13 protein-coding genes and 1 tRNA gene are annotated in these 15,864 nt (G+C 66.1%); 6 read left to right on the top strand and 8 right to left on the bottom strand.

The annotated features are described in order from the left end of the window. The first annotated feature begins 8 nt into the window (after positions 1–8). From WGH93_RS11890 to WGH93_RS11870, 5 genes are all read left to right on the top strand, one after another. Complete coding sequence (locus WGH93_RS11890; RefSeq protein WP_374765110.1) at positions 9–1,355, top strand: COG4223 family protein; 1,347 nt, start codon at positions 9–11, stop codon at positions 1,353–1,355. After that, complete coding sequence (locus tag WGH93_RS11885; protein ID WP_374765109.1) at positions 1,352–2,725, top strand: tetratricopeptide repeat protein; 1,374 nt, start codon at positions 1,352–1,354, stop codon at positions 2,723–2,725. Before WGH93_RS11890 ends, WGH93_RS11885 begins: the two co-directional genes overlap by 4 nt. Before the next feature lie 85 nt (positions 2,726–2,810). Then, positions 2,811–2,886 (top strand) — tRNA-Thr (locus WGH93_RS11880). 229 nt (positions 2,887–3,115) lie between these two features. Beyond that, positions 3,116–3,883, top strand: a complete 768-nt coding sequence (locus WGH93_RS11875) for a sulfotransferase domain-containing protein (protein ID WP_374765108.1) — start codon at positions 3,116–3,118, stop codon at positions 3,881–3,883. Next, the gene (locus WGH93_RS11870) at positions 3,870–6,362 is read left to right on the top strand and encodes a glycosyltransferase (protein ID WP_374765107.1); all 2,493 of its coding nucleotides are present in this window, start codon (positions 3,870–3,872) and stop codon (positions 6,360–6,362) included. Before WGH93_RS11875 ends, WGH93_RS11870 begins: the two co-directional genes overlap by 14 nt. On the opposite strand, the gene WGH93_RS11865 is transcribed toward WGH93_RS11870, so the two are convergent. The 8 genes from WGH93_RS11865 to WGH93_RS11830 all read right to left on the bottom strand — a co-directional run bounded on the left by WGH93_RS11865 (position 6,337) and on the right by WGH93_RS11830 (position 14,976). Then, entirely contained in the window at positions 6,337–8,400 is a 2,064-nt protein-coding gene (locus WGH93_RS11865) for a hypothetical protein (RefSeq protein ID WP_374765106.1), read from the bottom strand. The two genes, WGH93_RS11870 and WGH93_RS11865, sit on opposite strands and share 26 nt — an antisense overlap. A gap of 156 nt (positions 8,401–8,556) precedes the next feature. Then, positions 8,557–8,883 (bottom strand): HesB/IscA family protein, encoded by a 327-nt coding sequence (locus WGH93_RS11860; protein ID WP_374765105.1) that lies wholly within the window; start codon positions 8,881–8,883, stop codon positions 8,557–8,559. Between the two features lie 87 nt (positions 8,884–8,970). Continuing rightward, complete coding sequence (locus tag WGH93_RS11855) at positions 8,971–9,525, bottom strand: SUF system Fe-S cluster assembly protein (RefSeq protein WP_374765104.1); 555 nt, start codon at positions 9,523–9,525, stop codon at positions 8,971–8,973. A 22-nt stretch (positions 9,526–9,547) separates the two neighbouring features. Then, on the bottom strand, positions 9,548–10,792 hold the full coding sequence (locus WGH93_RS11850) for a cysteine desulfurase (RefSeq protein ID WP_374765103.1): 1,245 nt from the start codon (positions 10,790–10,792) through the stop codon (positions 9,548–9,550). Next, the gene (gene sufD, locus WGH93_RS11845) at positions 10,789–12,102 is read right to left on the bottom strand and encodes a Fe-S cluster assembly protein SufD (protein ID WP_374765102.1); all 1,314 of its coding nucleotides are present in this window, start codon (positions 12,100–12,102) and stop codon (positions 10,789–10,791) included. The genes WGH93_RS11850 and sufD overlap by 4 nt, the downstream gene beginning before the upstream one ends. Before the next feature lie 75 nt (positions 12,103–12,177). Continuing rightward, on the bottom strand, positions 12,178–12,915 hold the full coding sequence (gene sufC / locus WGH93_RS11840; protein ID WP_374765101.1) for a Fe-S cluster assembly ATPase SufC: 738 nt from the start codon (positions 12,913–12,915) through the stop codon (positions 12,178–12,180). A 42-nt stretch (positions 12,916–12,957) separates the two neighbouring features. Next, complete coding sequence (gene sufB, locus WGH93_RS11835; protein WP_374765100.1) at positions 12,958–14,427, bottom strand: Fe-S cluster assembly protein SufB; 1,470 nt, start codon at positions 14,425–14,427, stop codon at positions 12,958–12,960. A 39-nt stretch (positions 14,428–14,466) separates the two neighbouring features. Then, complete coding sequence (locus WGH93_RS11830) at positions 14,467–14,976, bottom strand: SUF system Fe-S cluster assembly regulator (protein WP_374765099.1); 510 nt, start codon at positions 14,974–14,976, stop codon at positions 14,467–14,469. Between the two features lie 205 nt (positions 14,977–15,181). On the opposite strand from WGH93_RS11830, the gene WGH93_RS11825 reads away from it, so the two are divergent. Then, complete coding sequence (locus WGH93_RS11825) at positions 15,182–15,847, top strand: cytochrome b/b6 domain-containing protein (RefSeq protein ID WP_374765098.1); 666 nt, start codon at positions 15,182–15,184, stop codon at positions 15,845–15,847. Positions 15,848–15,864 lie beyond the last annotated feature (17 nt).

Here is a 15,864-nt window from a genome sequence, read left to right as displayed (position 1 = left end):
GAGGAATCATGGCCGCTGACACGCCGGAGAATGGCGAGACTCCGCCCCGGAATACCGGGAACGGGGACACGCCGGATCATGACCCGGATCACGGCCCGGCGGCGGATGAGGCGCCGGATGACAGCCCGCGGGATGGTGACACCCGTGATCAGGCGCCGGACGAGATCATCGATGCGGAAGTGATCGCCGAATCCGACTCCGATTTCGAGTCTGGCAGCGCCGAGTCCGGGGGCGATGATTCCCGTGCCCGCGCCGAAGCCCGTGCCACGCCCACCGATCACGGCGGCGGCAAGGCGCGCCGGTCGCGGCTGCCCTGGGCGCTTCTGGCGCTTCTGGCGGCCTTTACCGGTGGCCTGTTTGCGGCTCCCCATGCCCGGCAGGGGCTGGCCATGCTGGGCCTTGCCCCGCCCCGCCCCGCGCCGCAGGGGGAAAGCGCCGAGGCGGTGGACCTGGCCCCGATTCAGGAGCGGCTGACCGGCCTGGACCAGCGGGTCAGCCGCCATGGGGAAACGCTCGCCGCCCATGATAATCTTTTGTCCGAGCTTGAGGCGAAATCAGAAACGGAACCGAAACAATCCTCTGATACCAGGCAGGAAGATGTGGCCCGCAGCCTTGACGCCAGCATGGTCAAGGCGCTGCGCCAGCGGCTGGATCAAGTGTCGGACGATGTGGCCCGGCTCGCCGCCCTGCAAAGCGAGGACAACCCCGCCGTTTCCCGAATGGATCAGAGCATTGGCGTGGTGAAGGCGGAAGCGGATCGCCTGAAAGAGCGCATTCAGACACTGGAAAACAAGTTGCGCGCGGTGGAAAACGGTGCGCTGGAGGCCACGCCGCGGGGGCGCATGATGCTGGCCCTGACACGGATGCAGGACCGGGCCATGGCCGGGCTGTCCTTCGTTCAGCCGCTGCGGCAGTTCCGGGAAGGGCTGGACCGGCTCGACCCGGTGGACCGCCGTGTGCTGGCGGACCAATTGGCGGACCTTGAGCCCCTGGCCGAGGGGCTGCCCACCCTGACCGGCCTGCAACGGTCCTTTGACGATATGGCACAGGCGGTCATTGCCGCCCGCGACAAGGCCGAGGGCAGCTTCCTTCAGGGCCTGTTCACGGTGCGTCGCACCGATGCCGCGGCTGAGGGGGTGGATGGCCTGCTGGCCCGCGCCGAGCGACGGCTTGCCGGTCAGGACCTGTCCGGGGCCATTGCCGAACTTGAAAAGTTGGATGGCGCCGCCGCCGAGCCCGCCGCGCCCTGGCTGGATCAGGCCCGGCAACTGGCCCGCGCGCGCACCCTGTTCGATACGCTGGGCGAGCGCCTGGCCGGTGCGCGTGAAGGCGCGGCTGAAGGGGGCACGCCGTGATCCGTGTGTTGCTGCTTTTTGCCCTGTTTCTGGTGGTGTCCGCTTTGGCGGCCTGGCTGGCCGGGCATCCGGGCCGGGTCACGCTGGCGCTGGACGGGGCACTGGTCAGCACCAGCCTTGCCGCGCTGGCGGCGCTTATCGCGGCGGCGGCGCTTGGTACCGGCGGGGCCGTATGGCTGTGGATGAAGCTCAGGCGCGATATGCCCTTTTTCGGTGAGGGCAGCGTCATCGCCCGCCAGCGCAAGGGATTTCACCTGATGAACAAGGCGCTGGTGGCCCTGTCGGCGGATGATCACCGGCTGGCCCGGCGGCTGGTGGAACAGGCGGAAACCCTGCTGCCGGAACAGCCCATGGTGCACCTGATCGCCGCCGAAGCGGCCAGCCGCGCCGGGGACCGGGCGGCGGCGGCGGAACGCTACCGGGCGCTGGAGCGGGGCAGCGAAGGCCGCCTGATCGGTCTGCGCGGTCTGGTGGGGGAAGCCCGCCGACAGGGGCGGGAGGCCGAGGCCCTGGACCTGGCGCGGGATGCCTTTTCCGAGCACCGCCGAAGCCCCTGGGTGCTCAAGACGCTGTTTGCGCTGGAAGTGGCCAGCGGCCATTGGCAGGCGGCGCGGGACGCGCTGAAAAAAGTGGCGATGGAAGGCTTGCTGGACAAGGAAACCGTGCGCCGCCACCGGGCCGCGCTGGCCTTTGCGGAAGCGTCCGCCGTTCATGCCAGGGGGGATCAGGATGCGGCCCGCCGGGGCTTCATGGCGGCCCTGAAGGATCGCCCCGATTTTCCCCCCGCCGTGGCCCGGCTGGCCCGGCTGGATCTGGAAGCGGGCCGCACAAGGCGCGCCGAGCGCCGGTTGGAACAGGCGTGGAAAGCCTTTCCCCACCCCACCCTGCTGCGCCTGTACAAGGAACTGGACCCCACCGAATCCGCCCATGACTGGCGGGAACGGGTGGAAAATCTCGTCCGCGCGCGGCCGGACCATATGGAAAGCCTGCTGGCCCGCGCCGATGCGGCCATGCAGGCGGGCGACATGGCCGCTGCCCGCCCGCTTCTGGACCGGCTGACCCGCGAGGCGCCGAGCCGTCGGGCCTGGCAGTTGCGGCTGGCGCTGGCCCATGCCCTGGGGGAAGAAACCGATGCCATCGAGGCGGCGCTCGCCACATCGGAAGAGGGCGGGCGCTGGACCTGCGGCGATTGTGGTCACCGGCACCTGCGCTGGACGCCGCTGTGCGGGCAGTGCGGCGCCTTTGACAGCCTGGACTGGCTGACCGGCGCGGACGTGCGCCGCAGCCCCCGCTTCGATGCCGAGCGCACCATCGCCCTGTTACAGGATAGCGCGCCGCCACATGGGCCGGGCGGGCGGCCCGCCGTCTGATTGCTGTTTTCCGTTCGTCATCTGGGATAAAAACGGGCTTGTTCCGGCCTTCGTCATCCGTTATACAACGCCCGCACTTCTCAGGGCCGCCTTAGCTCAGTCGGTAGAGCATCGCATTCGTAATGCGGGGGTCGCGTGTTCGAGTCACGCAGGCGGCACCATTTTCATTTCATTTATATTTTGATTGTGCGCCATCCATCTGCCGGCGCTGTTGGCGTTGGGTAATGGCCTTCGGGCGCCGCATTGCTTTGGGCGGCTCCGATGCGGCGCCGCGTGGCTTGGGGCTTGTCAAACCGGGATGTCTGGGCCATTACCGGGGCGGGCTATGCGCGCGCCTTTCCGGTGTGCCATACTATTCCGTATCGAGACCGCAGGGACCGGGGCACGCGCGTGAAAGGCAAAATCTTCATCAGCACCCACCACAAGGCCGGAACACAGTGGCTGCGTACCGTTTTTGCCAATTTCTGCCGCCAGCGGAAAATCTTTTTCTTCGACCTGACCCGCTATGCTCGTCAGGCTGGCCTTCCAGAGGATAGCCTGGTGCCACTGTGCGATTATCTGGCGCGGGAAGGCGTTGGCCCGGTGTGTCTGTTTGATGACCATAGCCGGATCGTGGCCGCCGCGCTGAACCGCTCGGAAGTTTTTTCCAACCAGTTCAGGGGGCTGCACATGGTGCGGGATCCGCGCGATATCGTTATTTCAGGCGCGCGCTATCACCTGAAATCCGATGAACAATGGTTGCACGCACCCCAATCCGACTTTGACGGACAGACCTATCGGCAAAAGCTGGAATCCTTTGAAACCTTTTCAGGGCAGGTTCTGTTCGAGGCGGATCATGCCGCCGGGTCCACGGCGCAGGATATGGCCGCTTTTCCCGAAAGCGATCGGGTGATGACCCTGCGCTATGAAGACATGGTGGAGGATCGGAAGCTGACCCGGTTCCGCGAGGCTTTCCGCTTTCTGGAATTGCCGGAAAAGGCACGGCCTGTCTTTGATGAGATTGTCCGCCGCCATTCCCTGTTCGGCGAAGCTGTGGTGCGGGGGGAGCATGTGAGCAATGGCCGCCCCCGGCAATGGCAGCAGGCGCTTGATGCTGAAACGGCGCAGGCCCTGCATGATCGCTATGCGGGCTTGCTCTTCCGGTATGGATATGCCTGAGGGGCGCACCTTTTCCCGTCTTCTCCCGGCGTTGGGCCGTGGGCGACTGTTTCAGCCCCGCCCCGCCGATCATCTGACCGCGCTTGGCACGCTGATATTGGGGCGTGCCCCCACACAGCTTGAGCGGGAACGCTGCCTGACCCGCGGTCAGGGGCGGCGGCGGGCGCCGTCCCTGCGGGTGGTGTTCAAGCGCCTGATGGCCCTGCCCGCGTTTCAGGCGGCGCTGGACCGGTTGGCGGCGGGGGAGGCGCCGGACCCGGTGGACGCCGCCGCCCTTGGCGATGCGGTCGCCCTTGGTGCCCGGCGCGAGGCGGTGCGGGCCGCCTTTACCCACCTGTTGAAGCGGCCCGCCCCCGCCGTGCCGCTGGACCGGGTGGCCGGGCTGGCGGCGCTGGCGGAAACCGACCCGTTCATTGCCGCCTTTGCCGCCCTGTACGGAGAGGACCGGCTGGCGACCCTGCGCCGCACGCTGGACCGGCTGACCCGCCGCCCGCCGCGTGATCTGGCGGCGGGGCTGGAGCGGCTGGACGGCGGTGTGCTGGCCGGTTGGGTGGTGGACCGGGCGGACCCGTCGCGGACGGTATCGCTGCTGGTTCATGCCGGGCCGCATCTGGTGGCGAGCATGGACAATACCGGCCCCCGGCCCGACCTGGCGGAAGTCTGGCCCGGCCTGAAGGGGGGCGGGTTTGAAACCCGGCTGGCACTGCCCGACAGCCTGATGGGCGGTGGCCGCGTGGCCCTGCGGATCAGTGAGGCGGACACCGGCCAGCTCATTCTGCCCCGGCAGGACATGACACCAGGCGAGCCGCGCGCCTTTCACAGCCTGGTCAAGCTGGTGGAGCGGGTGCACAGCCTTCCCAAGGATGATCCGGCGCTGGCGGATTCGCTGCGGCAACTGGCCGGGGCGCTGCCCGCCTTGTCGCGGCTGGGGGCCTTCGGGCTGGACAGCTATGCCCTCTACCGCGAAACCCAGAACCCCGAAACCCAGAACCGCGAAACCCAGAACCGCGAAACCCAGAACCGCGATGCCGGGCGCCCGGCCATGGCCGATGCCGCGCCGGTTCAGCCGGTGGCATACGCGCCGGATGGCCCCTTGCCCGACGACTCGGCGCTGGTGCATTTCGCCGGGCCCGCGGATCGGCTGTGGCCGCAGCTTCCGGCCCGCCTGGGGGCTGTCGCGCCGGGCGCGTCCGTGATCACGCTGGACCGGGATCATGAAAGCCCGTCCGGCACACCGTATGGGCCCTGCCTGTATGGTGCGCCGGACCCGGACTGGCTGATGGCCGCGCCCCTGTATGGCCGGGCCGTGCTGGTGCGGGGCCATGTGGTGCGGCGCTGGCCGGACCTGGCCCGTAATGCCGCGCGCGGCGATGCGGGCGCCCTGTGGGCCTTGCAACTGGCGGTGCTGGCGACGGATGGCGACGCCGCCTTCCATCATGTGCCGGAGGTGCTGTGGACCGAACCGGACGATCCCGCGCCGGTCGGGACGGACGCGGACTTTTGCCGCCGCGTGACCGCCCTGATGGCGCTGGCAGGCGGTACGGGCCCGGTGGCGCGCCCGCACGAGGATGGCTTTGCCCTGTCGGTGCCGGGCGCGCTGCACTGGCGCTGGCCGGTACCCGAACCGGCTTCGATGCTGAGCATCATCATTCCCACCCGCGACCGGCTGGACCTGCTGGCCCCATTGGTGGACAGTGTGATCGCCCGCCTGGCCCGGCCCGATATGGCTGAAATCCTGATCGTGGACAATGACAGCGCTGACCCGGACTGCCGCGCCTGGCTGACCCGATTTCATGATGGCGGTGCCCCCGGCGGGCCGCGCCAGCGCGTGGTGGCCGCGCCGGGGGCCTTCAACTGGTCGCGCGGCAATAATCTGGGGGCCGCAGAGGCGCGCGGCGATCTGCTGCTTTTCCTGAATAATGACACGCTGGCGCTTTGCGACGGTTTCGATGACCGATTGCGCGGCCAACTGGCCAGGCCGGAAATCGGCGCCGTGGGCGCGCGCCTGTTGTTTGCCGATGGGCGGCTGCAACATGCGGGCATGGTCTTGCGCACGCTGGACCGGCCTTCCCATGAAGGCATGGGGGAGCGCCCGGAAGACGGCGGCTATCTGAACCGGACCCGCCTGGCCCACCAGGTGAGCGCGCTGACCGGTGCCTTTCTGGCCTGCACCCGGACGCGCTTCAACGTGGTGGACGGCTTTGACGAAGGGCTGGCCATTGCTTTTTCCGATGTGGATTTCTGTTTCAAGCTGCGCCGGGCGGGCTGGGCCTGCCTGTATGATCCGGCGCTGACCTTTCGCCACGACGAGGGCCGCAGCCGGGGCTTTGACCGCCTTTTGGCGGACAGGAAGGCACGTTATGAGGCCGAGGCGGCGCGCCTGGCCGCCCGGTGGCCGGACCATGACGGCGATCCCTACCATCCGCCCGCCTTCAGTGACTGGGGCCGCCCGTTCAGCCTGCTGACACTGACCCGCTGACCGGGCGATGGGCCTGCCCGCTGCGGCGGGGGCAGTGGGCGGCGGCGGTCAGAGGGGTGGTTCTGGCAAGGTTCTCATGCCGCCAGCCGCCTGTTCGGGCCATCAGATACAGGGGCAGGCTGTCCGCCGGAATGGCGGTGGGGTCGGGGGCTGGCGCGGCGCTGCCGATCCGGCTGATCACAAGCGGGCGGGCCCCTTCAGCATGGTCGATGTTCGCAAGGCGATCGCAGACCGTATCCGCCAGCGGCTCCGGCACCGCCAGTATCATGCAGGACAGGCTGTCCAGTTCCAGAATGTCCAGATTCAGTCGGGCAATGAGCGCGCGGGTGGTATCCGCCACCGGCAGAGCTGTTTCCCGCACTGTCAGGCCGCCGGTTTCCAGCCCCGCCTGAAGCAGTCGCCGGAGCCCGGCGCGCAGACCGCCCTGACAGTGGCCCAACAGCACCTTCGGGGTGAGATCGCCAAGGCCGGATATGAAGGGAGCAAGGCTTTGATGAACCAGGCTGTGGGGCCGGGGGGCGCTTTCGTCCACCGCCTGATCCATCAGACTGCGTGCCCCCAGGCCGCCCAGTGACCCCACCAGAACAAGGGCGCGCGGCTCGCTCTGGTCCGTTCGTCCGCCCGGTGGCCGACCGGCCTGCCCGCACAGGGTGAAGGTCAGGCTGGCGGTATCCGTCGGGGCAAGGGTCGGGGCAGTGCGTTCCTCCAGTGCCATGAGGGGCAGGCCCTGACCGTCCAGATAGGCGGTGAGCCGGGCTTTCAGCAGCGCCAGCAGCGACGGGGCGGAGCCGTCCCCCTTGCCGCCCGTATCCGGCGCAATCAGTGTGGCGGTCAGCCCGCCCGGTCGCCCGCCTCTGACGGCGATATCGTTGGCCGCCTGTGTGATTTCGGCCATCAGGTCCGGGTGTCCATCGGTGAGCCAGGCGCGCGGCACAGTCACGGTTCGGGTGCGGGCCATGATCGGCGTGGTTCTGGCGGGTGGGGGGCGGTCGCAGGTTAAATGACAGCCATTGACGGGCGTACAGGGCGGCCCGCTTGTGGCGGGCGGGGGCGACGCCGGACCCGCCCCGCGCTGTTCTCCGGTCTGCGCCCCGGTTTCCTTTCCGGTCAGGTCGTCAATGGCAAAGCGTGTCCGTGCCTGCCGGTCCCATTCCGATTCCGGCAGGTCCAGCGCCGCCCCCGGAAGATAGCCAAGCACCGCGTCCAGCCGCCCGCGCGGCACCAGCGCGCCATGCTTTACCGGGCTTTGAGTATGGTCGGGCATGGGTGTTCCGTCGCGGCAAAAGGCGATCAGCCCCTCCGTCAGCCGGGCGTCATCATCGGGTGCCACCAGCAGCGTCAGGCCATGGGTGATCATCAACTGGTCCAGCGTCACCCTGTCCAGGCACCGATACAGCCCGGCGCTGATCAGCAGGGCGCTGGCTGTGTGGGGCGTGGCATCGAGCACGGGTCCGAGACAGGCGCCCAGTGCGGTGAAGGCGGTGTGCAAGGCCACATGATCGGGCAGCGCCGACAGCAAGTGCGCATCGTAAAGCGCGGCGCGGTCGTCATAGCCGCCATCGAACACCAGCACGGGGGCGGGGTCGTCATCGGGCTTGGCGGCCAGCAGGGCGGGAAGCCTTGCGGGATCGATGAACAGGTCCGCACCTGAGCCCTGCAATGTCGCCGGGTCCGGCGGCAGCAGGCCGCGTGCGATCAGGTGGCTTGGCAGCAAAAGACGGGCGCCGCCCTGCTCCGCCATGGCGCGTGCATCCCGCAGGCCCTGTGCGAGGGGGTCGGGGGGGACCGGGTCGGATGTGTCGCCCGGCAGCAGGGCTGCGAGGGGAAGAAGCCGCATGTGGCCATCCAGCGGGCCGGGATGACTGAGCGTTCCGGTCAGCCCCAGCCGGTCCAGCCGTCGGCGCTGGGTGCGTTCCGGCGCGATGATCTTCCGGGGGCGGGCGGGCGAATGTCGCCTGAGGGCCATCAGTGCCGAGGCGCGCACCCGTTGGGGCGTGGCTGTATCCGGGCACTGGTGCCCCGTTTCGATTGTGCGCATGGTCAGGCTCCCTCATATACGCGAAACATAAGGGAGCGTGGCAGCGCCGAGGGCGGGGCGCTCTGATTCAGATCAAAGACGCCGACGGGCCGAAACGCGCGGGCGAAGCCAGTGAAGGGGCGCCAGAAGGCGCCGGTGGGCCGCCAGTGGGCCGGGTCAGACCGTGAAGCTTTCCCCGCAGCCGCAACGGCCCTGTTCATTGGGATTGCGGAAGGTGAAGCCGGTGGTGAAGGTGCCGTCTTCCCAGTCCATCTCGGTGCCGAGGATGAAAAGCAGGGATTTGCGGTCCACATAGACCTTTACGCCCTTGTCTTCCACCAGTTCGTCCGCCGGGTCCGGCTCTTCCACATAGCTGATGTCATAGCCGAGGCCGTTGCAGCCATATTTCTTGGTGCCGAGGCGGATGCCCACGGCCTTTTCATTATTGGCCAACAGCCCCCGGATATGCTCGGCGGCCTTGTCGGTAATGTTGATCGGGGTCATGGTGGACCTCCTTTCCTGTTGGCCGGGTCGGTTCGATGCGTGCTCCGGTATGGCGCCCCGGTTCGGCGCCCCGGCGCAATGTCCGTCTCAGAGCAGGCCCAGTTCCAGCCGTGCTTCGTCGCTCATTCTGTTCATATCCCAGGGCGGGTCCCAGACAAGCCGCACTTCCGCCCCGTTGACACCTTCCACCCCATTGACCTTCAGTTCCACTTCCGCCGGCATGGACTCGGCCACCGGGCAGTGGGGCGTGGTCAGCGTCATGGTGACGAAGGCGGCGTGATCCTCCCGCAGTTTCACATCATAGATCAGGCCCAGTTCATAGATGTTCACCGGGATTTCCGGGTCATAGATTTCCTTGAGCGCCTCGACGATGCGCTCCTTGATTGTTTCGGCTTCCGCGTCCGAGGCTTCGACGATATCCTCGTGGCCGTTGCCGCGCGGCTCCGCTGCGGCCTCGGCGGCCTTGGCCTCGGCCTTGTCCTCAAGAAACTTGTTGAGGAAATAGCTGCCGTCGTCCTGCTCCTGCGCCACGCCGTCCGTGCCGGGGCGCGGGCGGCTTTCGGGCCGCACGGGCCGGTTTTCCGGCGGGATGCCGTCTGCGGCGGGGGCCGTTACGTCCAGTATGTCCCGTTGCTCGTTCATGCGTATCCTTTAGCGGGTTGCTCTAGCCAAAAAGCTCGACCACCTTGTTCAGGCCGGTTACCAGCGCGTCCACGTCGTCCGTACCGTTATATAGACCGAAACTGGCCCGCGCCGTGCCCGGAACGCCGAAACGGTCCATGGTGGGCTGGGCGCAGTGATGCCCGGCACGCACGGCGATGCCCTGCTGATCCAGTATGGTGCCGATATCGTGGGGGTGGGCGCCGTCCATCACGAAGCTGATCGCCGCGATGCGCGGATGGCCACCTCCCAGAACGCGCACGCTGTTCAGGCTGGACAACCGGTCATGCGCGTACTGGATCAGCGCGTCTCCGTGGGCCGCGATCCGGTCCATGCCGATAGTGCTCACATAATCAAGCGCCGCCTTGAATGCAACGCCCCCGGCGATATTGGGGGTGCCCGCCTCGAACTTGTGGGGCAGGGCGCCATAGGTGGTCTTTTCGAAGGTAACGCGGTCGATCATGTCGCCGCCACCCTGCCAGGGGGGCATGGCCTCTAGCAGGCTTTCCTTGCCATAAAGCACGCCGATGCCCGTGGGGCCATAGACCTTGTGCGCGGAAAACACATAGAAATCCGCGTCCAGTGCCCGCACGTCCACCGGTAGGTGGGGGGCGGCCTGGCAGCCGTCGATCAGGGTCAGCGCGCCCGCATCATGGGCCTGGCGGATGATCTCCGCCACCGGCATCACGGTGCCCAGCGCATTGGATACATGGGTCACGGCCACCATTTTCGGCCTTTCGGCCAGCAGGCGAGTATAGGCGTCCATATCCAGCGTGCCGTCGTCCAGCGCCGGGATCACCCGGATACGGGCGCCGGTTTCCTCCGCCACCATCTGCCAGGGCACGATGTTGGAATGATGTTCCAGTTCCGACAGAACGATGCTGTCCCCGGCCTTCAGATTGGACCGGCCCCAGCTTTGCGCCACCAGATTGATGCCTTCCGTGGCGCCGCGCACCAGCAGGCATTCATGGGATTTTTCCGCATTGATAAAGGCGCGGGCGGCGTCCCGCGCGGCCTCGAAGCGGCGGGTGGACTCGGCGCTGAAACTGTACACCCCGCGATGAATATTGGCGTAGGTGTGTTCATAGAGATCCCGTTCCGCTTCCAGAACGACACGGGGTTTCTGGGCGCTTGCGGCGGAATCCAGGAAGACGAGCGGCTTGCCGTGCACCGTTTCCGACAGGATCGGAAAATCGGCGCGGATGGCCGCCAGGTCCAGTGTGTCGTCCAGTCTTTCGGCGGCTGTCATGCTGCCCCCTTTTCTTCACTGGCCGCGGCCACCGCCGACAGGTCGCGGCTGGCCATCCAGCGGGAAACGCGGCCCATCAGGCTGTCGCGCAGGGTGGTGTTGGCAATGCGGGCCAGGGCATCCGCCGTGAAGGCTTCAACCAGCAGGGTGCGCGCGGTGGCCGGGTCCACGCCGCGGCTGACCATATAGAACAGGGCCGCCTGATCCAGTTCGCCCACCGTGGCTCCGTGGCTGCATTTTACCGCGTCGGCGAAGATTTCCAACTCCGGCTTGGCGTCCGCTTCCCCGGTGCGATCCAGCAGCAGGGCCTTGAAGCTCTGGTCCGCTTCCGTGTCCTGGGCACCGCGATCCACCGTGATCTTGCCCTGAAACACGCTTTTGCCCCGCTGGCCCGCAATGGCGCGGAACACCTGGTCCGACGTGGCGTCCGGCACGGTGTGCCTGATATGGGTCAGGGCGTCGTGAATCTGCCGGTCGCTGGCCAGTGCCGCGCCGTCCACGCTGGCATCGGCGCCGTTGCCCAGCAGGCGCACATGGTCCTCGAACCGGGTCATGGCGCCGCCGGTGGCAAGGCTGGTGGCATGATAGCGCCCCTCGGCCCCCACATTCACATGCGCCTTGCCTGTGTGCAGGGCGTTCGGCCCTTCTTCCTGAAGGCGCACATGATCGAGCCGCGCGCGTTCGCTTACCCGCGCCTGAAGGATCGTGTTGGTCCAACTGCTGCTGTTGTCACCGATGAAGCGTTCCACCAGGGTCAGGCGGCTGCCTTCGCCCAGTTCCACCAGATGGCGCTGGTGCAGGGCGGCGTTTTCGGCATTCTGGACCAGATTGACGATCACCACCGGCTCGTCGATCGTGACCCCTGCGGGTACGGAAATCACCATGCCATCCCGCAGCAGCGCGGTGTTCAGCAGGGCGATGGCGTCGTCATCCTGAAAGAGCGTATCCGCGCGGCCTTCCATGGCGGCCAGATGATTGGCCAGCGGGCGTATGGAAATGGCCTGCCACACATCCTTCAGATCGCTCAGGGTTTCGCTGTAACGGCCATTGACGAACACGATGCGCGCGGCGGGCTCGTCCACCAGCCAGTCCAACTCGCCGGGGTCCGTTTCAGGGGGTGTGGCCAGGCTGAAGGCGCTCTTGCGCAGTCGCTTCAGGTCGGCATATTTCCACGCTTCGGTCTTGGGCGTGGGCAGGCCCACTTTTTCCAGCCGCTCCACGGCCTGGCGGCGCAGATCGTCCACGCCCGGCAGGCTGCCGAGCAGGCTGAATGCCTGGTCGCGGTATGATTTCAACAGGGCGTCGTCCATGCCAGATTCCTTATCGGTGCCAAATCGTTCCGGTGCCGGTTGCATCGTTCCAGTGCCGGTGTCGGGGATGCGCCCTCAGGCCACCGCCTCATAGCCTTTTTTCTCAAGCTCCATGGCCAGCGACTTGTCACCGGTGCGGGTGATGCGGCCATCGGCCATGATGTGCACCTTGTCGGGCACCACATAATCCAGCAGGCGCTGATAGTGCGTGATGATCAAGATGGCCCTGTCTTCCCGGCGCTGGGCGTTGATGCCGTCCGCCACGATGCGCAGGGCGTCCACGTCCAGCCCGGAATCGGTTTCGTCCAGCACGGCCAGCGTGGGGTTCATCACCGCCATCTGCACCATTTCATTGCGCTTTTTCTCGCCGCCGGAAAAGCCCACATTGACGAACCGCTTCAGCATCTCCGGGTCCATCTTCAGGGTTGCCGCCTTTTCCCGCACCAGCTTCATGAAATCCGCCGCCGAGATTTCCGCCTCCCCGCGATACCGGCGCACGGAATTGAGCGCGGTGCGCAGGAAATTCAGGTTGGACACGCCCGGAATTTCCACCGGATACTGAAAGCCCAGGAAGATACCTTCACCGGCGCGCTCATGCGGTGCCAGGGCCAGCAGGTCCTTGCCCTGATAGCTGATTTCCCCGCCCGTGACCGCCATTTCGGGCCGGCCCGCAATGGTGCTGGCCAGGGTGGATTTTCCGGCCCCGTTCGGGCCCATGATGGCGTGCACTTCACCGGCCTTGATCTCAAGGTCCAGGCCCTTGATGATCTTGCTGTCGCCGATGGAGACACTCAAGTCCTTGATGGTCAGCATGAAAAAACGTCCTTCTCTGATGCCTGATGCGCGACGGCGGGTCTAACCCACCGAGCCTTCCAGCGAAATACCCAGTAGTTTCTGGGCTTCCACGGCAAATTCCATGGGCAGGTGCTGCATCACTTCCTTGCAGAACCCGTTGACGATCAACGCCACAGCCTCTTCCTCGTCCAGCCCGCGGGAAAGACAGTAGAAAAGCTGATCCTCGGAGATTTTCGAGGTGGTGGCCTCATGCTCCACCGTAGCGGAGGGGTTCTTCACCTCGATATAGGGGACCGTGTGCGCGCCGCAGGTATCATTCACCAGCAGCGAGTCACACTGGGTATAGTTGCGTACATTGTCCGCACCGGGCAGCACTTTCACCAGGCCGCGATAGGTGTTGTCGGAATGGCCCGCGGAAATCCCCTTGGAAATGATGGTGGAGCGGGTGCCCGGCGCCTGGTGAATCATCTTGGTGCCGGTATCCGCCTGCTGGTAATTATTCGTCACGGCAACGGAATAGAACTCGCCCACGCTGTTTTCCCCGGCCAGCACACAGGACGGATATTTCCACGTTACCGCCGAACCGGTTTCCACCTGGGTCCAGCTTATCTTGGAATTGGCGCCCTTGCACAGGCCCCGCTTGGTGACGAAATTATAAATGCCGCCCTTGCCATTCTCATCGCCGGGATACCAGTTCTGCACGGTGGAATACTTGATTTCCGCATCGCCCAGCGCCACCAGCTCCACCACAGCGGCGTGAAGCTGGTTCTCATCCCGCTGCGGCGCGGTGCAGCCTTCCAGATAGCTCACATAGGAGCCTTCCTCCGCCACGATCAGGGTGCGCTCGAACTGGCCGGTGTTTTCCGCATTGATACGGAAATAGGTGGACAGCTCCATCGGGCAGCGCACGCCCTTGGGGATATAGACGAAGGTGCCGTCGGAAAAGACGGCGGCATTGAGGGCGGCGAAGAAATTGTCCCGCCGCGGCACCACGGAGCCGATATACTGGCGTACCAGGTCCGGGTGTTCCTTGACCGCGTCCGAAATGGACATGAAGATCACGCCCGCCTTTTGCAGTTCCTCGCGGAAGGTGGTGGCCACGGACACGCTGTCAAAAACGGCATCCACCGCCACTTTCCGGGCGCCTTCCACCCCGGCGAGCACTTTCTGCTCTTCCAGCGGAATGCCCAGCTTTTCATAGGTGCGCAGCAGCTCCGGGTCCACCTCGTCGATGGACTTGGGCTTTTGTGTCTGCTTGGGCGCGGCATAGTAATAGATGTCGTTGAAGTCGATCGGCGGATATTCCACCTTGGCCCAGTCCGGCTCGGCCATTTTCTGCCAGCCTTCATAGGCTTTCAGCCGCCAGTCCAGCATCCATTGCGGCTCCCCCTTCTTGGCCGAAATGAAACGGATCACGTCTTCATTCAGGCCCTTGGGCGCCATTTCGGATTCGATGTCGGACACGAACCCGTATTTGTATTTGCCGGTGGCTTCATCCACCTGTTTGCGGGCTTCCGCTGTGCCTGCCATGACGTTACGGCTCCTTGCTCTTGGCGTGAAATGGCGTTCTCAGGCGCGCTGCGCCGACTCTGCCGGTACCGCGTCGAACGCTTTGAACGGTGCTGCCGGGCCGGACGCTGCCAGCCGGGACAGGGTGATCCCCTCAAGGGCGGATCGCACCGCCTGATTGATGGTCTGCCAGTGCGGTTTCATGCAGCAGACCTGATCCAGGCTGCACGCACCGCTGCGATGATCCACGCACTGGGTCAGCGCAATGGGGCCATCGATCGCTTCGATCACGTCCACAATGCTGATTTCCTCCGGCGCGCGGGCAAGGGTGAATCCGCCCTTCAGGCCACGGTGCGACACAAGGACACCCGCCCGGCCCAGCGCGTTGAGAATTTTCGACACCGTGGGCACCGGCACGCCGGTGGCCCCGGACAGGCCCTGTGCATTGACACGGCCCAGCGCGTCCTGCCGCTCCGGGCTGACCGCATCCTGGTGTGCCGCCTGGTGCAGGCGGGCGATTTCGCACATCAGAACGACACCATAGTCTGCCAGATTGGTCAGTCGTATCACGGTTGCGTCCTTTGCTCCTGCCGGGGCGCTGCGGCCCGTTGCCGCGTGGTGCGCCCCTTGCCCGGATCGCCTGCCTGGGGCATGCTCGACCTGCCGGGCGATAAAATATGACCTGTTTGGTCAGGTATATGGTCCGACAGGGCGGGCTTGTCAAACAGATTGTGCGCCGTCCGCCGGGGCCGAAGCGCGGAAGCGGGAGAAAACCATGCGATCGGTGAAAGTCTGGGATGGTGCCATCCGTCTGTTCCATCTGGCGCTTATCATAACATTCAGCCTGTCGGCCTATTCCGCCTTTCAGGATAAATTCGGCATCTGGGCGGATGTGCATCTCTGGTCCGGGCTCAGTGTCCTGCTTCTGGTGGGCTGGCGTCTGGTCTGGGGGCTGGTGGGCAGTGAAACAGCGCGCTTTCGCAGCTTTCTGGCGGCGCCGAAGCACGCTGTGGGCCACCTGATCACGCTGTTGCGGCGGCAGCAGAAAACCTACCCTTATGCCGGGCACAATCCCGCTGGCGGCTGGATGGTGGCGGTGATGCTGGCCTTGTTGCTGTGGCAGGCCGGGGCCGGGCTGTTCGCCAGCGATGATATGTTCTTTTCCGGCCCGCTGGCCAGCATGGTGAGCGAAGACCTGTCCGGCACGCTGACCGGCTGGCATGAACTGACCGGCTTCGTGTTGTTTGGCCTGATCGGCCTGCATGTGCTGGCGGTGCTGGTCTATGCACTGTGGGCGCGCGTGCCGCTGATCCGCCCGATGATCACCGGGCGGCGCCCCCTGCCGCGATCCGTGACGGCACCGAAACTGGTGGCCGCCCCCTGGGCGCTGCTGCCGCTGGCTCTTGTGGCCGCGCTGATCTGGTGGGGTGTGCTGGCCTGACCGGCGCGTGCGCCGCC

Source organism: Yunchengibacter salinarum, assembly GCF_037658235.1.
In the GTDB taxonomy this organism is placed as follows: Bacteria; Pseudomonadota; Alphaproteobacteria; order Sphingomonadales; family Kordiimonadaceae; genus Yunchengibacter; species Yunchengibacter salinarum.
The sequence above is the reverse complement of the archived record's forward strand: the minus strand, read 5'-3'. Positions and strand labels throughout refer to the sequence as shown.

Coding starts and splice junctions, on each gene's coding strand:
- WGH93_RS11890 (WP_374765110.1), top strand. CDS start 9: ATGGCCGCTGACACGCCGGAGAATGGCGAGACTCCGCCCCGGAATACC.
- WGH93_RS11870 (WP_374765107.1), top strand. CDS start 3,870: ATGGATATGCCTGAGGGGCGCACCTTTTCCCGTCTTCTCCCGGCGTTG.
- WGH93_RS11865 (WP_374765106.1), bottom strand. CDS start 8,400: ATGCGCACAATCGAAACGGGGCACCAGTGCCCGGATACAGCCACGCCC.
- WGH93_RS11860 (WP_374765105.1), bottom strand. CDS start 8,883: ATGACCCCGATCAACATTACCGACAAGGCCGCCGAGCATATCCGGGGG.
- WGH93_RS11855 (WP_374765104.1), bottom strand. CDS start 9,525: ATGAACGAGCAACGGGACATACTGGACGTAACGGCCCCCGCCGCAGAC.
- WGH93_RS11850 (WP_374765103.1), bottom strand. CDS start 10,792: ATGACAGCCGCCGAAAGACTGGACGACACACTGGACCTGGCGGCCATC.
- sufD (WP_374765102.1), bottom strand. CDS start 12,102: ATGGACGACGCCCTGTTGAAATCATACCGCGACCAGGCATTCAGCCTG.
- sufC (WP_374765101.1), bottom strand. CDS start 12,915: ATGCTGACCATCAAGGACTTGAGTGTCTCCATCGGCGACAGCAAGATC.
- sufB (WP_374765100.1), bottom strand. CDS start 14,427: ATGGCAGGCACAGCGGAAGCCCGCAAACAGGTGGATGAAGCCACCGGC.
- WGH93_RS11825 (WP_374765098.1), top strand. CDS start 15,182: ATGCGATCGGTGAAAGTCTGGGATGGTGCCATCCGTCTGTTCCATCTG.